Source organism: Pseudomonas allii, from assembly GCF_055380095.1.
Map to the genome: position 1 here is coordinate 628,713 of NZ_AP039450.1, position 16,913 is coordinate 645,625.

18 protein-coding genes are annotated in these 16,913 nt (G+C 61.1%); 8 read left to right on the forward strand and 10 right to left on the reverse strand.

The features are described 5' to 3' along the window. The first annotated feature begins 476 nt into the window (after positions 1 to 476). Positions 477 to 1,241 (forward strand): SDR family oxidoreductase, encoded by a 765-nt coding sequence (locus ACZ445_RS02755; protein WP_058423435.1) that lies wholly within the window; start codon positions 477 to 479, stop codon positions 1,239 to 1,241. A 74-nt stretch (positions 1,242 to 1,315) separates the two neighbouring features. On the opposite strand, the gene ACZ445_RS02760 is transcribed toward ACZ445_RS02755, so the two are convergent. After that, positions 1,316 to 2,464 (reverse strand): integrase core domain-containing protein, encoded by a 1,149-nt coding sequence (locus ACZ445_RS02760; RefSeq protein WP_464707972.1) that lies wholly within the window; start codon positions 2,462 to 2,464, stop codon positions 1,316 to 1,318. Positions 2,465 to 2,732: 268 nt separating this feature from the next. Here ACZ445_RS02760 and ACZ445_RS02765 point away from each other — a divergent pair, with 268 nt between their 5' ends. Next, the gene (locus tag ACZ445_RS02765) at positions 2,733 to 3,638 is read left to right on the forward strand and encodes a cation diffusion facilitator family transporter (RefSeq protein ID WP_179030499.1); all 906 of its coding nucleotides are present in this window, start codon (positions 2,733 to 2,735) and stop codon (positions 3,636 to 3,638) included. Between the two features lie 120 nt (positions 3,639 to 3,758). Here ACZ445_RS02765 and ACZ445_RS02770 read toward each other — a convergent pair whose 3' ends face one another. The 5 genes from ACZ445_RS02770 to ureE form a co-directional block, all read right to left on the reverse strand. Beyond that, a complete protein-coding gene (locus ACZ445_RS02770; RefSeq protein ID WP_464693904.1) occupies positions 3,759 to 4,868 on the reverse strand; it encodes an AGE family epimerase/isomerase in 1,110 nt (369 codons plus the stop codon). 148 nt (positions 4,869 to 5,016) lie between these two features. Next, positions 5,017 to 5,589, reverse strand: coding sequence for a HupE/UreJ family protein (locus tag ACZ445_RS02775; RefSeq protein ID WP_058423531.1), 573 nt, complete (start codon positions 5,587 to 5,589; stop codon positions 5,017 to 5,019). Between the two features lie 22 nt (positions 5,590 to 5,611). Continuing rightward, the gene (gene ureG / locus ACZ445_RS02780; protein ID WP_071491647.1) at positions 5,612 to 6,226 is read right to left on the reverse strand and encodes an urease accessory protein UreG; all 615 of its coding nucleotides are present in this window, start codon (positions 6,224 to 6,226) and stop codon (positions 5,612 to 5,614) included. A gap of 12 nt (positions 6,227 to 6,238) precedes the next feature. Next, entirely contained in the window at positions 6,239 to 6,913 is a 675-nt protein-coding gene (locus tag ACZ445_RS02785; protein WP_058423533.1) for an urease accessory protein UreF, read from the reverse strand. Then, entirely contained in the window at positions 6,910 to 7,410 is a 501-nt protein-coding gene (ureE, locus tag ACZ445_RS02790; protein WP_058423534.1) for an urease accessory protein UreE, read from the reverse strand. Before ureE ends, ACZ445_RS02785 begins: the two co-directional genes overlap by 4 nt. 275 nt (positions 7,411 to 7,685) lie before the next feature. On the opposite strand from ureE, the gene ACZ445_RS02795 reads away from it, so the two are divergent. After that, a complete protein-coding gene (locus ACZ445_RS02795; RefSeq protein WP_058423634.1) occupies positions 7,686 to 8,183 on the forward strand; it encodes a C40 family peptidase in 498 nt (165 codons plus the stop codon). Between the two features lie 5 nt (positions 8,184 to 8,188). On the opposite strand, the gene ACZ445_RS02800 is transcribed toward ACZ445_RS02795, so the two are convergent. Continuing rightward, positions 8,189 to 8,821, reverse strand: a complete 633-nt coding sequence (locus ACZ445_RS02800; protein ID WP_058423535.1) for a TetR family transcriptional regulator — start codon at positions 8,819 to 8,821, stop codon at positions 8,189 to 8,191. A 151-nt stretch (positions 8,822 to 8,972) separates the two neighbouring features. Further along, positions 8,973 to 9,425, reverse strand: a complete 453-nt coding sequence (locus ACZ445_RS02805; protein ID WP_058423536.1) for a hypothetical protein — start codon at positions 9,423 to 9,425, stop codon at positions 8,973 to 8,975. A 360-nt stretch (positions 9,426 to 9,785) separates the two neighbouring features. Between ACZ445_RS02805 and ACZ445_RS02810 the strand changes: the two genes are divergently transcribed. Further along, entirely contained in the window at positions 9,786 to 11,855 is a 2,070-nt protein-coding gene (locus ACZ445_RS02810; RefSeq protein WP_058423537.1) for an AsmA family protein, read from the forward strand. Positions 11,856 to 11,957: 102 nt separating this feature from the next. Here ACZ445_RS02810 and ACZ445_RS02815 read toward each other — a convergent pair whose 3' ends face one another. After that, positions 11,958 to 12,488, reverse strand: coding sequence for a ferritin-like domain-containing protein (locus ACZ445_RS02815; RefSeq protein ID WP_010213553.1), 531 nt, complete (start codon positions 12,486 to 12,488; stop codon positions 11,958 to 11,960). 168 nt (positions 12,489 to 12,656) lie between these two features. Between ACZ445_RS02815 and ACZ445_RS02820 the strand changes: the two genes are divergently transcribed. Next, positions 12,657 to 13,547 (forward strand): esterase/lipase family protein, encoded by an 891-nt coding sequence (locus ACZ445_RS02820; protein ID WP_310863261.1) that lies wholly within the window; start codon positions 12,657 to 12,659, stop codon positions 13,545 to 13,547. On the opposite strand, the gene ACZ445_RS02825 is transcribed toward ACZ445_RS02820, so the two are convergent. Then, on the reverse strand, positions 13,544 to 14,413 hold the full coding sequence (locus ACZ445_RS02825) for a DMT family transporter (RefSeq protein WP_179040881.1): 870 nt from the start codon (positions 14,411 to 14,413) through the stop codon (positions 13,544 to 13,546). The genes ACZ445_RS02820 and ACZ445_RS02825 overlap by 4 nt on opposite strands. A 97-nt stretch (positions 14,414 to 14,510) precedes the next feature. Here ACZ445_RS02825 and ACZ445_RS02830 point away from each other — a divergent pair, with 97 nt between their 5' ends. From ACZ445_RS02830 to ACZ445_RS02840, 3 genes are all read left to right on the forward strand, one after another. Beyond that, positions 14,511 to 15,299, forward strand: coding sequence for an AraC family transcriptional regulator (locus ACZ445_RS02830; protein WP_058423540.1), 789 nt, complete (start codon positions 14,511 to 14,513; stop codon positions 15,297 to 15,299). Between the two features lie 71 nt (positions 15,300 to 15,370). Continuing rightward, complete coding sequence (locus ACZ445_RS02835) at positions 15,371 to 15,670, forward strand: PsiF family protein (RefSeq protein ID WP_017849707.1); 300 nt, start codon at positions 15,371 to 15,373, stop codon at positions 15,668 to 15,670. Between the two features lie 207 nt (positions 15,671 to 15,877). Next, positions 15,878 to 16,891, forward strand: coding sequence for an AI-2E family transporter (locus tag ACZ445_RS02840; RefSeq protein WP_027607720.1), 1,014 nt, complete (start codon positions 15,878 to 15,880; stop codon positions 16,889 to 16,891). The last annotated feature ends 22 nt before the right edge of the window (positions 16,892 to 16,913 follow it).

Genomic DNA, 16,913 nt, shown 5'->3' on the forward strand with positions numbered 1-16,913 from the left:
CCTGTTTTTTGATCAGCGGCTTTTTGACGACTGGTCGAGCCCGTTGTCAACCTGTTTAAAGACACAGGTATATGACCGGAATATGTCCCGCCAGCCTGTGGATAAGTCTGTGACTAAACTCTGGAAAGACCGCCGCAGAGGCCGGAATGACTGGCCTGGAGCCATCGTTCTGATTTTCGGTGTGCCGCTGGGCCTACATACGCCCCGGCCAAGGTCAAGCAAAAAACTTTGCAAAACCGTCTGTAGCCCTTGTGTATAAAGGCCTGAGCCATTTTGCACTTGCCCCCAAAGACTGTGGGCGCAGTTGTGGATAACCTGCGTGCATATGGCTGCGAGCCACGCTCTGTAAGGCTTTGCGTGAAGTGGTTAAAAAGTGATCAGGCATGTTTCGAGTTGTGTGCCCAGTGGTTGCCGACATCGCGGCGTACGGGCATTCTGCTGGCTGTTTTTTTCCCGATGCCCGCAAGGAGAACACCATGTCCGACACGCTGTTTATTACTGGCGCAACCTCAGGTTTCGGCGAAGCCTGCGCTCGTCGTTTTGCCGAAGCCGGCTGGAAACTGGTGCTCACCGGTCGTCGCGCCGACCGCCTGAATGCGTTGGTCGAAGAGCTTTCCAAGCAGACCGAAGTGCATGGCCTGGTCGTGGACGTGCGTGACCGCAAGGGCATGGAAGACGCCATTGCCAACCTGCCGCCGTCATTCGCCACGCTGCGCGGGCTGATCAACAACGCCGGCCTGGCCGTGGGCACCGACCCTGCGCCCAAGTGCAATCTCGACGATTGGGAAACCATGGTCGACACCAACATCAAGGGCCTGCTGACCACCACCAGCCTGCTGCTGCCGCGCTTGATCGCCCACGGCCGTGGCGCCGGCATCATCAACCTTGGCTCCATCGCCGGCAGCTACCCGTATCCGGGTAGCCACGTGTATGGCGGCTCCAAGGCGTTCGTGAAGCAGTTCTCGTTGAACCTGCGTTGCGACCTGCAGGGCACCGGCGTGCGTGTGACCAACATTGAGCCGGGCCTGTGCGAGAGCGAGTTCTCGCTGGTGCGTTTTGGCGGTGACCAGGCGCGGTATGACGCGACTTATGCGGGGGCTGAGCCGATCCAGCCGCAGGATATTGCTGACACGATCTTTTGGGTGATGAACACCCCGGCGCACGTGAACATCAACCGGTTGGAGCTGATGCCGGTGAGCCAGACCTGGGCGGGGTTTGCGATTGAGCGTGGGGCCAAGTAAGGCTTTAAACCGCTTCGCTGCCATCGGGGTGTAGAACCGTAGACATCGTTTACATCTGAAACCGGGGACATCGTTTACACATTTGAGGCTTGGACGCGGGTCATACCTCGTCCAAGCCTCCCCAAGGGATAATCACACAGGTACAAATCCCAGACATCATCCTCAGCTTCTTTAAGCCCTATCCTTTCTCCGGATAGGGCCTCGCTGACAAATACCAACTTGCCGTTCCACTTGATCGATCCATCCTGCCTGACGCTTCGCACCCGCATTTCTGCCGGATACTCCACATCGGGCAAGCACCCTGGGTAAAGCCGAGTAGACGGCACGTACACATCTCCCGGACGTTTCATACCAAGCGCTTCATGAGGGCGTACGTAATTGAACTCATGCCGGAAGTGCTCCAGCAAAAGCTGCTGCTCCACCAAGTTGCTCCCTAGCGGTAGCTCAAGTTTCAGGCTGCGATGCATTCGTTCGTGTCGACCATTCTGGGCAGGTCTTCCCGGCATGGTTCGCTCGGGATAGATACCTAAACGGATCCACCAGACGGCCAGTGTGGATATCCTCGCCAGGCCAGGAGAGGCGAAAGGGACTCCGTTGTCAGAACGAATGACTTCCGGCATGCCGTAATCCTGAAAAAGCCGCTCAAAGGTTTGTTTTACAGGCTGGGTCATGATTTTAGGATGAGCCCTGCACGCCAGAATCAAACGGGATGCATGGTCTGTAACCGTCAGCGGGAAGCACATCTGGGCGTTGAGCATCTTGAATTGCCCTTTGTAGTCCACGCACCAGGTTTTGTTGGGGTCATTGGCCTCTCGCATTTCAATATGCGAGGTACCGTGCCGACGCTTGAACCGCCGTTTGCTGACCAGCCCAAGTCGGTCAAGCCATTGGCCGGCTGTACTGGGAGACGGCCAATCGATAGAGGGATCTTCAATTCGCAATAGCTCAATGAGCTTCTTTGGCCCCCATTTATCGTGGGCTTCCTTCATGGCCACTACGCGAGCGAGGATCTTATCGTCGGTCTTGTTGGGGCTGTTGTGGGGTCGACGAGAAACCTCGGCTAACGACTTCAAATCGCCGTTATGCCGAGCAATCCATTTGTCTACGGTAGGTCGACTGACACCGAAGCGGCGGGCCAGTTGGCTTTTCGTGAAGTTACCCGAAAGCCAGTCAGCAACCAGCTTGATTCGTTGGTTCATGGGGGACTCTTGGTTCCAGGGCATGATCAGTTACCTCCTGATCATGCGTATTAACCTGTAAACCATGTCCCCGGTTAGAAATGTAAACGATGTCCCCGGTTTGTACCGGGGCAAGCCCCCTCCCACCTTCGACCGCATTCACATGCTGAAACTCGGTCAAGTGTGGGAGGGGCGGTGCGACGATTCGACTTGCCCCCGATAGCGTCAGATCGGCCAAAACAGGCCATAAGGTACACTCCACGCCTGAAACCCCTCCGCACTCTGCGGTTTAAAGGTTTTGACGGGAGGAAATGTGAGTAACCGAGGTGAGCAGGCACTGCTCAAACAATCGACCATCCTGATGTTCGCCGTAGCGATCGCCGGGATTGTCACGGGTGTGGTATCCGGCGCCCAATCCATTCTGTTCGACGGCTTTTTCTCGCTGATCGCCACCGCCATCAAGGTGCTGATGCTGATCACGGCCAAGCTGATCGCCAAGAAAAGCAACGAGCGTTTCCAGTTCGGCTATTGGCACCTGGAGCCCATGGTGCTGCTGATCGAAGGCAGTTTCCTGTTGTTGATCGCCATCTACGCGTTCCTCAACGGTGTGTTCGGCATTATCAATGGCGGGCGTGAGATCGAGCTGGGGCTGGTGATCATTTATGCGGCGGTGTTTACCGTCGTCGAGTTCGCCTATTTCTTCTACGTGCGCTACCGCAATCGCACCCTGAAGTCATCGCTGATTCAGTTCGACAACATCAGTTGGCTGGTGGACGCGATGCTCTCGGTGGGCCTGCTGATCAGCTTTCTGGCGGCGCTGCTGCTCAAGTCCCAGGGCTATGGCGAGTGGGCGGTGTATGTTGACCCGTTGATCCTGATCCTGCTGGCCTTGAGCATGCTGGCGCCGGCGTTCAAGATTTTGCGCCCGGCGTTGCGCGAGGTGCTGGGGATTGCGCCGGACCACCTGGACGACAAGGTGCGCGAGGTCATGGACGCGGCACAGGCCAAACATGGTTTCGACGACTACGTGTCCTACGTGCAGAAGCACGGGCGCGCACGGTTTATCGAGATTCATGTGGTGTTGCCGGCGGATTACCCGGTGGACAACGTCGCGACCCTGGATGGGTTGCGCGAAGAGATATCCACAGGGCTCGGCACGCCGGATGCGGCACGCTGGTTGACGATCAGCTTTACCGGAGATCGTAAGTGGATTGCGTGAGGTCAGTGAGACCGAGTTGACGCCTTCGCGAGCAAGCCCGCTCCCACATTTCGACCGTGTTTCAAGGATGTACTCGGTCAAACTGTGGGAGCGGGCTTGCTCGCGAGGAGGCCCTGGCATTCACCCAAGATGCTGGATCAGACCCTGGTAGCAAGTCGCCAAATGATATGGGGTAGTCGAAGGCATATCCCACCGACTCACCACACCTTGGGCATCCAGGCATTCATTCCAGCCTTTTGCATGCAGAAAATGTTGTTGCAGCGCCAGCAACTGGCGCTGCAACCGCGCTTCGCTGTTGGGCCGCAAGGTCAGTGCCCGCAGGTACTCGGCCTGGGCCCAGATACGTTGGGTGCCGTCGCGCACTGTGCCATCCAGCGCCAACATGCCGCTGACGGCGCCACTCTCGTTATCCACACCCTTGAGTTCGGCGTAGGCGAAGGCCCGTGTCAGGGAGGCATGCAACGGCGTACCGCGCAGTACCTCGGACGACTCCAGCAAGAAGAACCATTCGAACTGGTGCCCCGGCTCGAACCAGTTATCCACAGCACCCAGCGGTTTTTCCATCATCACGCCGTGCTGTCGGTCGATGAAGCGTTGCTGCAGGGCGTGGGCCAGGTCCAGCAGGGCGTCCTGCGTGATCGCGTCTTCGCGCACGGCCAGCGTGGCGAGGAAGCCTTCGGCGAGGTGCATCAGTGGGTTTTGCAAGGGGCCGGATTTGAGGGACGACCAATTGCGCTCCAGCACCGCTTCGTACAGGCCGTCGCCTGTGGAAAACCGTTCGGCGACCACGGCCAGGGCGGCATTGAGCACCGATTCCACCAGCGGCTCGCGCACCTTGGCCCAGTAATGGGCGCAGGCGAAGATGATGAACGCGTGGGTGTACAGGTCTTTGCGCTTGTCCAGCGGCCGGCCGGCGGGGTCGATGCTGTAGAACCAGCCGCCATGTTCGGCGTCGTGGAAGTGCCGTTGCAGCGAGCGAAACAACGCCGCCGCACGCTCTTCGGCAAAGGCCGCGCCGGGCTCGCCGATCAGGCTGGCGAACAGGTACAACTGCCGGGCGCAGGCCATGGCGCGGTAGCGTTGCGGGGGTAATGGCCGGTGGTCGGCGTCCAGCGCCTCGTAGGGCAATGCCAGGTCGGCATTCCAGCCAGGGCCTTGCCAGAGCGGCACGATCAGGCTGTGGAAGTGCGTGAGCACGGTGTTCAAGGAGGGTTGGGAAGCGCTGGGCATTGGCTGGCGTCGTCACGGCAGGGGTGTAGGCGCGCATGGTAGCAGGCTTGGGTTCTGTGTTGTCTGGTCTAGCGCTATCGGGGGCAAGCCCCCTCCCACAAGGTGGGAGGGGGCTTGCCCCCGATGAGGCCGTCAAACACGCCGCAAATCAGCCTGCCAACAACCAGACCCCGGTCGCCGCCGAAGCCGCCCCCGCAACCCGCACCAACGGCGCCGCCGCAGCCGGCAGGAAGCGCACCACCGCGTAACCGGCAGCGTGCAGCACAGCGGTTGCAGCCACAAACCCGGCCGAATACGCCCAAGGGCTGGACATGTCCGGCAGCTCCAAGCCATGCGCCACGCCGTGGAACAGCGCGAACAAGGCTGTCGCGCCGACCGCCACGAACAGCGGCGGACGCACCGCCAGCGCGACTGCCAGGCCCAGGGCCAGCACCGACGCGGCAATCCCGCTTTCCAGCGCCGGCAAATCCAGGCCTTCAAAACCCAGCACGCCGCCGATCAGCATGGTGCCCACGAAGGTGCACGGCAGTGCCCATCGCGCGGCGCCTTTTTGTTGGGCGGCCCACAAGCCGACGGCGACCATGGCCAACAAGTGATCGATGCCGCTCAGGGGGTGGCTGATGCCGGCCACCAGGCCGTTGTCGCCGTGGCCCGGGTGAGCAAAGGCCAGGGCAGGGGCCAGCAGCAGTGCGGCGGCGGTCAGCAGTTTCTTGAGGTTCATGGACAGGTTCCTTATGGGTTGATCAGGCGGCGGTCAGCAGGCCTTGGCGTTCGATGAAGGCGACGATGTCATCCAGGCCGACGCCGGTTTTCTGGTTGCTGAACACAAAGGGTTTACCGTTGCGCATGCGGGTGGTGTCGCTGTTCATCAGCTCCAGCGAGGCGCCGACCAGCGGGGCCAGGTCGATCTTGTTGATCACCAGCAGGTCGGATTTGCAGATGCCCGGCCCGCCCTTGCGCGGCAGCTTGTCGCCAGCGGACACGTCGATCACGTAGATGGTCAGGTCCGACAGTTCCGGGCTGAAAGTTGCCGACAGGTTGTCGCCGCCTGACTCCACCAGGATCAGGTCCAGGCCGGGGAAGCGGCGGTTGAGTTGGTCCACGGCCTCCAGGTTGATCGAGGCGTCTTCGCGGATTGCCGTGTGCGGGCAGCCGCCGGTTTCCACGCCGATGATGCGTTCCGGCGCCAGGGCCTGGTTGCGCACCAGGAAATCGGCGTCTTCGCGGGTATAGATGTCGTTGGTGACCACCGCCAGGTTGTAGCGATCGCGCAGCGCCAGGCACAGGGCCAGGGTCAGGGCGGTCTTGCCGGAGCCCACCGGGCCGCCGATGCCGACGCGTAGAGGTTGTGCGTTCATGTGTGTTGTCTCCTAGGAACGGAACAGGCGGCTGTATTGGCGCTCGTGGGCCATGCACGCCAGGGACAGGCCAAAGGCGGCGCTGCCGAGTTGATCAGGGTCGATGCGGCTGGCGTCCTGCTGGGCTTGTTGCAACAGCGGCAGCAGTTCGCTGGTCAGGCGTTGGGCGGCTTGCTGGCCCAGGGGCAGGGTTTTCATCAGCACCGCCAATTGGTTCTCCAGCCAGCTCCACAGCCACGCGGCGAGGGCGTCGGCGGGGCTGATATTCCAGGCGCGGGCGGCCAGGGCCCAGCCCAGCGCCAGATGCGGTTCGGCACGCTGTTCGAGAAAGTTGCGGGCAGCGTCATCCAGTTCCGGCAGGCCATTGAGCAGTTGTTGCAGGGAGTAGCCCATCTGCCGGCTTTCCTGATACAGCTCGCGGGTCTCACGGCTGGCGCGGTGTTCTTCACACAACTGCGCCAGGCGCGACCAATCCGCCGCCTGGGCGGCCTGACAATGGGCGAGCAGCAACGGCGCCTCGAAACGTGCGAGGTTGAGCAGCAACTGGTCGCTGATCCAGCGGCGCGCAGTGGCCGCATCGTTGACGCGGCCGTTCTCGACGGCCATTTCCAGGCCTTGTGAATAGCTGTAGCCGCCAATCGGCAATTGCGGACTGGCCAGACGCAGCAGCGCCCAGGCTGGGTTCATAGACGCACGCCGAACTGGTGCAGCTTGGGTGGGTAGTTGAAGTCTTCATCACCATGGCGCGAATGATGATGGCCGCCGCCGTAGGCACCATGCTCCGGTTGAAACGGTGCTTCGATGGTTTCCGTCTGTGCGCCCAACTGTTCGAGCATGGCCTTGAGCACGTAGTCGTCGAGCAGGCGCAACCAGCCGTCACCGACCTGCAACGCCACGTGGCGATTGCCCAGGTGATAAGCCGCACGGGTCAGTTCGAATGCACTGCTGCAGGTCACGTGTAAGAGTTGTTCAGGCCGGGCGCACACGCGTACGACGCGTCCGTCTTCAGCCTGCAGGCATTCACCATCGTGCAGCGGTGGCTGGCCGCGCTCCAGGAAAAGGCCGACGTCTTCACCGTCGGCACTGAAACAGCGCAGGCGGCTTTTGCTGCGGGCTTCGAAGTTCAGTAGCAACTCGGCGGCCCAGAGGGCTTGGGGGGCGATTCGGCGGTGGATCACCAGCATCAGGAAGCTTCCAGCTATGAGCGATGAAACAGCTAGAGCAAGGGGCTTGCCAACCTCACCTGGGCGTAGGAAATGCCTGTAGGTGTGTGGGTAGCGCCACTAAATAGGGCGTAAGGACATGGCGTCGATGCGCCAAAGTGGTGCGAGGTATTGCTTGTTGCACTGTGATGGGTGTTTTCGGATTTTCCCTACAGGGTCTAAGGAATCGGCGTTCATCAGGTTACCTGCGAGATCTTTAGTCTGTGCGCCGTGTTTTATCCACAGCGATGTTCATCATGTTCAAGTCAATTTGTTATCTGTTTATTGTCAGCCTGACGTTTGTGCTTTCTCCGGCCTCCGCCAACCTGCAACACCACGCTTCTTTCTCCACTGCACTGAAAGAGGCGTCCATCGATGATGTGATCGACCGCGCCCACGAACTGCTGGGAACGCCCTACAAATGGGGTGGCACCTCGGCGGATCAGGGCTTCGATTGCAGCAGTTTCCTGGTGTATCTGTTCAAGACCCAAGCCAATATCCAGATACCCCGCACGACGGTCGCGATGCACCGCTCCACGGCCCCGACCATCAAACGCAACGCGCTCAAGCCCGGCGATGCGGTGTTTTTCAAGGGGAATGGGCGCGGCCAGGTCAGCCATGTGGGCCTTTACATCGGCGAGGGCAAATTTATTCATTCGCCGCGTACCGGCAAGAGCATCCGCATCGATTCGTTGAGCAACAGCTACTGGAACAGGAACTACACCACGGCCAAGCGCTTCCACTCGGCGGGATGATGGCGTTACTCGGTGCTGCCCAGGCCTTGCCAGTGCTTCAAACCGATAAAGATGAAGCGCAGTTGCTGGGTGATTTTCGCCTGGGGCGTGAGGTGGTCAGGCAGGGCCTGGGCCGGCGGGTCGATGATGTCGGGCAGGGTGGCGAACACACTTTTAACGATCAGGTCAGCCATCACGTGCAAACCTTCGGCATCCAGGTGCTGCAGCTTGGGCATCAGGGTCAGGTCGGCTGCCAGGTCGCGGGTGATGTCTTCGCGCAAGGCGCCGATCGCTTGGCGCACGGCCAGGCACCCACCGTATTGTTCACGGGCCAGGAACAGGAATTGCGAACGGTTGGCCGAGACCACATCCAGAAAGATCCGCACGGAGGCATCGATAATGCCGCCCATCACGAACTCGTTGTGGCGCACCAGGCGGATCGTGGCGCGGAAGGTCTGGCCCACTTCGCTGACCAGGACGAGCCCAAGCTGGTCCATATCGGCAAAATGGCGGTAGAAACCGGTGGGCACGATGCCGGCCGTCTTCGCCACTTCGCGCAGGCTCAGGCTGCCAAACCCACGGCCACACTCCATCAGATGGCGGGCTGCGTCCATCAGGGCGAGGCGGGTCTGTTGCTTCTGTTCGGCGCGGGGCAGCATGGGCGGGCGGGCTTTGTCGGCAAGTACAGCGACGCACTCTAGCAAAACAGTTCTGTTGGCGTCGAACTTGGCAGGGGAGGGGCGTGATGCGATCTACAGGAAAGCAAAAGCCCGATCGACAGATCGGGCTTTTTTCTCGGCCACCACGGGGTTAGCTCTGTGCTTGATGCAGTTCTTGCAGACGGTCAGCGCCGCCTTCGGCAATACCTTGGGTGTAGGCACGATCGTTGGCTTGTTCAGCGCCACCTTCAACCAGGCCTTTCTGTTCAAGGCGATCACGGCCACCTTCGGCAACAGCATTGCGTTCCAGCAGGCGATCAGCGCCACCTTCAACCAGACCTTTCTGTTCCAGGCGGTTGCGACCGTTTTCGGTCAGGCCTTCGGTGTAAGCGCGTTTGTTGGCCTGTTCCGAGCCATTTTCAGCCACAGCGCCTTTGGCGTAGTCACGGTTCTCTTCTTCTTGCGAACCGCTGCGAGCGACGGTCTGGCTGAAATGTGCAGCGTCGGCTTTGACTTGTGGAGTGGCCTGTTCGGCAGCTGGCAGGGCAAAGGCACTGGAAGCCAGAATGGATAACAGGACGGTAGCGAGTACTTGGCGTTTCATGATGGGTTGCTCCTTGGGAGGGCGATAAAGTGGGTACAGGGTTAATGCTACTCTCGATAAGTCGATATAAAAGTTCATAAACACAATGGTAATAATCAACAGAATTGATTGTTCTGGCCGGAGGCTCTAGAACGGGCCTCTCAAGCACGCGGTTTTGCACCGGTGTGGGTATTTTCGACACGCAAGTGGGTAACAATGGTGCGGTGTCACGGCGGGAAATCTGTCGAAGTGGTCAGGAAGTGAGGTTTTTCCAGGCAAATCCGGGATTGGGTTAAACCCCCATGCGGTTTACCAGTCGTAGTCCTATAAGCTGTCCTTAAAGGCTGTCACCCAGCCAGTCGTATTCAGGAGTCCTGTGCAATGACGCGCACGCGAAAAATCGCCACTTGGAGCTGCGCCAGCTTCGCTCTGTTAATCGCCATCGTGGTAGTGGTCCTGGTGTTCTTTGACTGGAACCGCATCAAGCCGCCCCTCAATGCCAAGGTCTCCGAAGAACTGCATCGACCCTTTGCCATCAATGGCAACCTGGCGGTGGTGTGGGCGCGCGAGCCCGATGAAGGTGGTTGGCGCGCCTGGGTGCCGTGGCCGCACGTGATTGCCGAAGACCTGACCCTGGGCAATCCCGACTGGTCGAAAAACCCGCAGATGGTCACTCTCAAGAAGGTGGAACTGCGCATTTCGCCGCTGGCGCTGCTGGTGCAACGCGTGGTGATCCCGCGCATCGACCTCACCGAGCCCAGCGCGCAATTGCAGCGCCTGGCCGACGGTCGCGCCAACTGGACCTTCACGTTCGACCCCAAGGATCCCAACGCCGAGCCCTCCAATTGGGTGGTGGACATCGGCGCCATCGGTTTCGACAAAGGCCACGTGACCCTCGACGACCAGACCCTCAAGACCCAACTGGATGTGATCATCGATCCGCTGGGCAAACCCATTCCCTTCGGCGAAATCGTCGGCGACGCCGATGCCAAGAAGGCGCTGGAAAAAGGCTCCGCGCCACAGGATTATGCATTCGGCCTCAAGGTCAAAGGCCAGTACCACGGCCAGAAACTCGACGGCAGCGGCAAGATCGGCGGCCTGCTGGCCCTGCAGGACGCGGCCAAGCCGTTCCCGCTGCAAGCCCAGGTCAAGATTGCCGACACCAGCATCGCCCTGGCCGGCACCCTCACGGACCCACTGAATCTGGGCGCCCTCGACCTGCGCCTGAAACTCGCCGGTTCCAGCCTGGGCAACCTGTATCCGCTGACCGGCGTGACCCTGCCGGATTCGCCGGCTTATTCCACCGATGGCCACCTGATCGCCAAGCTGCACGAGCCAGCCGGTGCCTCGTTCAGCTATGAAAACTTCAACGGCAAGATCGGCAACAGCGACATCCACGGCAGCCTCGCCTACGTCGCCAGCCAGCCACGGCCCAAGCTCAGCGGTACGCTGGTGTCCAACCAACTGCTGATGACCGACCTCGCGCCCCTGATCGGCGCCGACTCCAACGCCAAGCAAAAAGCCCGTGGCGGCGACAGCAAGCAGCCAGCGACCAAGGTGCTGCCGGTGGAGGAGTTCCGCACCGAGCGCTGGCGCGTGATGGATGCCGATGTGGAATTCACTGGCAAACGCATCGTGCACAGTGCCGATCTGCCGTTCACCGACCTCTACACCCACCTAGTGCTCAACGACGGCGAACTGAGTCTCGAGCCCCTGCGTTTCGGCGTGGCCGGCGGCAAGCTGGATGCGCAGATTCGCCTGAATGGCCGTACCACGCCGATGGAGGGCCGCGCCAAACTTACCGCGCGGAATTTCAAGCTCAAGCAGCTGTTCCCGACTTTCGAACCGATGAAGACCAGTTTCGGTGAGCTCAATGGCGACGCCGATATTTCCGGGCGTGGCAACTCGGTGGCGGCCTTGCTGGGCACCTCCAACGGTGACCTGAAGATGCTGATCAACGACGGCGCGATCAGCCGTGGCCTGATGGAAATTGCCGGGCTCAACGTGGGCAACTACGTGGTGGGTCGCCTGTTCGGCGATAAGGAAGTGAAGATCAACTGTGCGGCGGCGAACTTCGGTATCAAGACCGGCCTGGCGACCACTCGCCTGTTTGTGTTCGATACCGAGAACGCGATCATCTATATCGATGGCACGGCGAACATGGCCACCGAGCAACTGGACCTGACCATTACCCCGGAATCGAAAGGTTTCCGCCTGTTCTCCCTGCGTTCACCGCTGTACGTCAACGGGCCGTTCATCAAGCCGAATGCGGGTGTGAAGGCCATTCCGTTGGCATTGCGTGGTGCCGGCATGGTGGCGCTGGGAGTGATTGCCGGGCCGGCGGCAGGGTTGCTGGCATTGGTCGCGCCGAGTGGCGGTGAACCGAATGAGTGCGCGCCGTTGCTGCAGCAGATGAAGGAAGGCAAGGCGCCGAAAACCGTGAAAGGTTAACTGCAAATGTGGGAGGGGGCTTGCCCCCGATGGCGGTAGACCAGTCGATATCTCAATTGACTGATCCACCGCTATCGGGGGCAAGCCCCCTCCCACATGGGGTTACAGGCTTTCGAGAATATCCGCCATGTCGTCGGCATGCTCTTCTTCCTGCGCCAGGATCTCTTCGAACAGGCGGCGCGTGGTCGGGTCTTTATCACCGATGTACTGGATGATTTCGCGGTAGCTGTCCACGGCAATCCGCTCGGCGACCAGGTCTTCGTAGACCATTTCCTTGAGGTCCTTGCCGGCCACGTATTGCGCGTGGGAGTTCTTCGACAGCAGGTCCGGGTTGAACTCCGGCTCGCCGCCCAACTGCACGATGCGTTCGGCGAGTTTGTCGGCGTGTTCGGCTTCCTGGGTGGCGTGTTCGAGGAACTCCTGCGCGGCGACGGCGGCCTTGATGCCGCTGGCCATGAAGTAGTGACGCTTGTAGCGCAACACGCAGACCAGCTCGGTGGCCAGCGATGCGTTGAGCAGGCGGATGATTTCTTCGCGGTCGGCGTCATAGCCCTCGGTCACGGCACCGTTTTCGACGTTCTGGCGGGCGCGGCTGCGCAGGGTCGCAACGTCAGTCAAGTTTGCTTCAGTCATTTCAATCTCCTGGGGCTAATCCGGGTTTGCGCCACGCTCTGTTGGCGTGATCGCTCCAAGTTGTGAGTCCCGGGTGAAGCAAAAAGTTTTATTGGATTTATGTCACAACCTCGTCGTGGGGCTGGGCTAGCCTGTTGGCATCCATTCCTGATCAAGGACGTTCGGCCCATGCCGCAGTCATTAGCCACGCGTTACCCCCTGGTGCTGGTACCCGGCATGCTCGGCTTCGTGCGCCTGGGCTGGTTCCCGTATTGGTACGGCATCGTCCCGGCATTGCGGGCGGGTGGCGCGCAGGTGTTTCCCGTGCAGGTGGCGCCGCTGGATTCCAGCGAGGTGCGTGGCGAGCAACTGCTGGTGCAGATCGAGCGCATTCGCCGTGAAACCGGTGCCGACAAGGTCAACCTGATCGGCCACAGCCAGGGCTCGCTCACCGCGCGGTATGCCGCAGCCAAGCGCCCCGAGTGGGTCGCCTCGGTGACCTCCGTGGCTGGCCCCAATCATGGTTCGGAGCTGGCGGACCATATCCACCTGCATTACCCCGCTGACGGTGTGAAGGGCCGGATCATGAGCGCGCTGTTTCACCTGGCCGCCTGGCTGATGGGCGTGCTGGAAACCGGTTGTCGCGGGCCGCGCTTCAAGGCGGACTTGCAGGCGTCCCATCACTCCCTGACCAGTGCCGGCGTGGCGTTGTTCAACCAGCGATACCCACAGGGGTTGCCGCAGACCTGGGGCGGGCAGGGTGCCGAAGAGGTCAACGGCGTGCGTTATTACTCGTGGTCCGGCACCTTGCAGCCGGGCATCACCGACCGTGGCCGCAACCTGTTCGACGGCACGAACCGCAGTTGCCGCTTGTTCGCCCGCAGCTTCGTGCGGGAGAAGGGCCAGTGCGACGGCATGGTCGGGCGCTACAGCTCACACCTGGGGTTGGTGATCGGCGATGACTACGCACTGGACCATTTCGACATCGTCAACCAGTCCATGGGCCTGGTGGGCAAGGGCGCGGAACCGATCCGGCTGTTTGTCGAGCACGCACGGCGCTTGAAGGCGGCCGGTGTTTAGCGCACCGGCGTGGTCCAGCGCTCCGACAAGATCACCCCGCCCAAGGTCAGCAGGCCACCCACCAAGTGATACAGCGCCAGCTCTTCCTTCAGCACCACGGCAGCAATCAACGCAGTGATCAACGGCAGCAGGTTGAAAAACAGCGTGGTGCGGCTCGGCCCCAAGGTCTTCACCGAATGCATCCAGGCCAGCGGTGCCAGCATCGACGCCAACAGGCACGCATACAACACCAGCGGAATATTGGCCCAGCCCAGGCCGGCCTTCGCCGAGAACAGGAACAGCGGAAACAGCACCACCACCGCCACCAGCACCTGCAGATACAGCAGCACCAGCGGCGGCAGGCGCAGTTGCCATTTTTTCAGCAGGGTGCTGTAGACCGCATAGGCCAGGGTCGCGACCAGCATCATGCCGTCACCCAGGTTGACCCCGTGTTGCAACAGCGCGCCGAGGCTGCCGGCGGACACCACCACCACCACGCCGGCGAATGACAGCACCGCCCCGGTCAGCGCGCCGTAGGTCAGGCGTTGGCCGAGGCTGATAATCGCCGCCGCCAGCGCCATCAATGGCATCAGTGACAGGATGATGCCCATGTTGGTCGCCGTGGTCAGCGACGCGGCGTAGTACGCCAGGCTCTGGTACACCGCCATGCCCAGCACGCCGAGGATGAACACTTTGCCCAGGTTCGGGCGGATCTGCGCCCAGTGGGCAATCACCGGCTTGAGCATGAATGGCGTAAACAGCAGTGCCGCCAGCAGCCAGCGGTAAAAGCCGATCTCCGCCGGGAAGAGCGCGCCCACGGCCAGTTTGTTGACGACGGTATTGCCGGCCCAGATAAAAATGGCCAGCAAGGGATAAGCGTATTGCATCGAAAGGAACCCGGTGTGTAGATGAGGCAGGATTATCCATTGTCTGGATCGAAGCCTATACTGCGATCCAGACAACCCGCCGCTGTATCCAGACAACATGGCCAAGCACAACGTACGCCTCCAGGATTTCCCCCAACTGCCGAGCCCGGTGTATTTCCGCTATTCGGATTTCGCCCCTGACACCGAGTGCACGCCGCACCAGCATTTCTGGGGTTCGCTGGATTACTCGGCCAGTGGCGTGATGCGCATGGAGGTGGCCGGCAGCCGCTTCATGTCACCGCCGCAGTACGCCGTGTGGGTGCCGCCGCATACCGAACACAGCTCCTACAATGCCGAGGCAATTGTCTACCACTCGGTGGGGCTGGCCCCGGAACTCTGCGAGCAATTGCCCCGGCAGCCGTGCACCCTGGCCATCAGCGATATCCTCAAGGCCATCCTCAGTGACTTCGCCCAGCGCGATGTGAACATGCCGCAGACTGAGTCCGACATCCGCCTGGCCCAGGTGCTGGTGGACCAACTCAAGCAGGCGCCGATCCACGAGTGTTTCTTGCCCTACGCCCGTCACCCCGGCCTGCTCGGCGTGCTGGAAGGCATGCAGGCCGACCCTGGCGATAACCGGCCGCTGGCGCACTGGGCCGAGCAGGTGCACGTGAGCGAGCGCACCCTGGCGCGTCAGTTCGTGCGGGAACTGGGCATGAGCTTCGGCGAATGGCGCCAACGCCTGCGTTACCTGGCCGCCATCGAGGCCCTCGACAGCGAGCGCAGCGTGCAACATGTGGCGTTTGACCTGGGCTACAGCACTGCTTCGGCGTTTATCGCCATGTTCCAGCGCCAGGCGGGATGTACCCCCGAGCAGTATCGGCGGGCGCATATTCGTAGTCGGTGAAGATGTAACAGGCTTTGACTACACTGCTGGGTAGGCCGTGCCCTTCGGTGCGGTAACAGGGAGAAAACTCCATGAAGATGCTGCGAATTCCGCTGTTGATGATGGGCTTGCTGCTGTGTTCCCAAGGCTTCGCCGCCACCGCCCAGCAAAACAAAATGACCACCTGCAACGCCGAAGCCACCACCAAGACGCTCAAGGGCGACGAGCGCAAGGCGTTCATGAAGACCTGCCTGTCAGCCCCGGCGGCCAATGACGCCAAGACCCTGACACCGCAGCAACAGAAGATGAAGGATTGCAATGCGTCGGCGAAAACCAAGGCGCTGACCGGCGATGCGCGTAAAACCTTTATGAGCACCTGCCTCAAAGGCTGATCACTCTTTAGCGAGCGCCGCAGATCAACAGTGGGAGCCGGGCTTGCCCGCGATACAGGCGCCTTGCTCTGTCTGGTACACCGCGGCGAGGCCATCGCGGCCAAGCCCGGCTCCCACACTTGATCGCATTCACAACCGACCCACTCGCTTGATTCCCTCAAGGCTGGCAGACTGCCCATCCTTTAACGCCGTTCGTTTTGAGGCTGTATGCCAACGTTTTCTCAGCGTCACGTGCTATTGCTGGCCAGCTACATCATCATTTTTGGCGGGTTGCTGCTGGTGCTGCCGCTCAAACTGCTGCCCAGCCTGCTGGCCGGCCTGTTGGTCTATGAACTGGTCAACATGCTCACCCCCCAACTGCAACGGCTGATCGAAGGCCGGCGCGCGCGCTGGCTGGCGGTAGCCTTGCTCGGCACGTTGATCGTCAGCGTGCTGGCGCTGATCTTTGCCGGCGCCATCAGCTTCCTGCTCCACGAAGCGGAAAACCCCGGGGCGTCCCTCGACAAATTCATGGGCGTGGTCGACCGCGCGCGCGGACAGTTGCCGCCGTTCCTCGACGCCTACCTGCCCGCAAGCGCCGCCGAGTTCCGCGTGGCCATCGGCGACTGGCTGAGCAAGCACCTCAGCGAGCTGCAACTGGTGGGCAAAGATGCTGCCCACATGTTCGTCACCTTGCTGATCGGCATGGTGCTCGGCGCGATCATCGCCCTGCAGCGCGTGCCCGACCTGACCAAACGCAAACCCCTGGCCGCCGCGCTGTTCGATCGCCTGCACCTGCTGGTCCAGGCGTTTCGCAACATCGTCTTCGCCCAAATCAAGATCGCCGCGCTCAACACCGCCTTCACCGCCGTGTTTCTCGCCGTGGTGCTACCGCTGTGCGGGATCCACCTGCCGCTGACCAAGACCCTGATCGTCCTGACCTTCCTGCTCGGCCTGCTGCCGGTGATCGGCAACCTGATGTCCAACACCCTGATCACCATCGTCGCGCTGTCGCTGTCGATCTGGGTGGCGGTGGCGGCGTTGGGTTACCTGATCGTGATCCACAAGGTCGAGTACTTCCTCAACGCGCGGATCGTGGGCGGACAGATCAGTGCCAAGTCGTGGGAGTTGCTGTTGGCGATGCTGGTGTTTGAGGCCGCGTTTGGCTTGCCCGGCGTGGTGGCAGGGCCGATTTACTACGCGTACCTGAAGAGTGAGCTGAAGCTCGGCGGGATGGTTTAAGCCTGGTATCGGCCGGTCTGGC

What these genes read in the sequence shown, in the direction of transcription:
- ACZ445_RS02755 (WP_058423435.1), top strand. Translation starts at nt 477, where the DNA reads ATGTCCGACACGCTGTTTATTACTGGCGCAACCTCAGGTTTCGGCGAA.
- ACZ445_RS02760 (WP_464707972.1), bottom strand. Translation starts at nt 2,464, where the DNA reads ATGCCCTGGAACCAAGAGTCCCCCATGAACCAACGAATCAAGCTGGTT.
- ACZ445_RS02770 (WP_464693904.1), bottom strand. Translation starts at nt 4,868, where the DNA reads ATGCCCAGCGCTTCCCAACCCTCCTTGAACACCGTGCTCACGCACTTC.
- ACZ445_RS02775 (WP_058423531.1), bottom strand. Translation starts at nt 5,589, where the DNA reads ATGAACCTCAAGAAACTGCTGACCGCCGCCGCACTGCTGCTGGCCCCT.
- ureG (WP_071491647.1), bottom strand. Translation starts at nt 6,226, where the DNA reads ATGAACGCACAACCTCTACGCGTCGGCATCGGCGGCCCGGTGGGCTCC.
- ACZ445_RS02785 (WP_058423533.1), bottom strand. Translation starts at nt 6,913, where the DNA reads ATGAACCCAGCCTGGGCGCTGCTGCGTCTGGCCAGTCCGCAATTGCCG.
- ureE (WP_058423534.1), bottom strand. Translation starts at nt 7,410, where the DNA reads ATGCTGGTGATCCACCGCCGAATCGCCCCCCAAGCCCTCTGGGCCGCC.
- ACZ445_RS02795 (WP_058423634.1), top strand. Translation starts at nt 7,686, where the DNA reads ATGTTCAAGTCAATTTGTTATCTGTTTATTGTCAGCCTGACGTTTGTG.
- ACZ445_RS02800 (WP_058423535.1), bottom strand. Translation starts at nt 8,821, where the DNA reads ATGCTGCCCCGCGCCGAACAGAAGCAACAGACCCGCCTCGCCCTGATG.
- ACZ445_RS02805 (WP_058423536.1), bottom strand. Translation starts at nt 9,425, where the DNA reads ATGAAACGCCAAGTACTCGCTACCGTCCTGTTATCCATTCTGGCTTCC.
- ACZ445_RS02810 (WP_058423537.1), top strand. Translation starts at nt 9,786, where the DNA reads ATGACGCGCACGCGAAAAATCGCCACTTGGAGCTGCGCCAGCTTCGCT.
- ACZ445_RS02815 (WP_010213553.1), bottom strand. Translation starts at nt 12,488, where the DNA reads ATGACTGAAGCAAACTTGACTGACGTTGCGACCCTGCGCAGCCGCGCC.
- ACZ445_RS02820 (WP_310863261.1), top strand. Translation starts at nt 12,657, where the DNA reads ATGCCGCAGTCATTAGCCACGCGTTACCCCCTGGTGCTGGTACCCGGC.
- ACZ445_RS02825 (WP_179040881.1), bottom strand. Translation starts at nt 14,413, where the DNA reads ATGCAATACGCTTATCCCTTGCTGGCCATTTTTATCTGGGCCGGCAAT.
- ACZ445_RS02830 (WP_058423540.1), top strand. Translation starts at nt 14,511, where the DNA reads ATGGCCAAGCACAACGTACGCCTCCAGGATTTCCCCCAACTGCCGAGC.
- ACZ445_RS02835 (WP_017849707.1), top strand. Translation starts at nt 15,371, where the DNA reads ATGAAGATGCTGCGAATTCCGCTGTTGATGATGGGCTTGCTGCTGTGT.
- ACZ445_RS02840 (WP_027607720.1), top strand. Translation starts at nt 15,878, where the DNA reads ATGCCAACGTTTTCTCAGCGTCACGTGCTATTGCTGGCCAGCTACATC.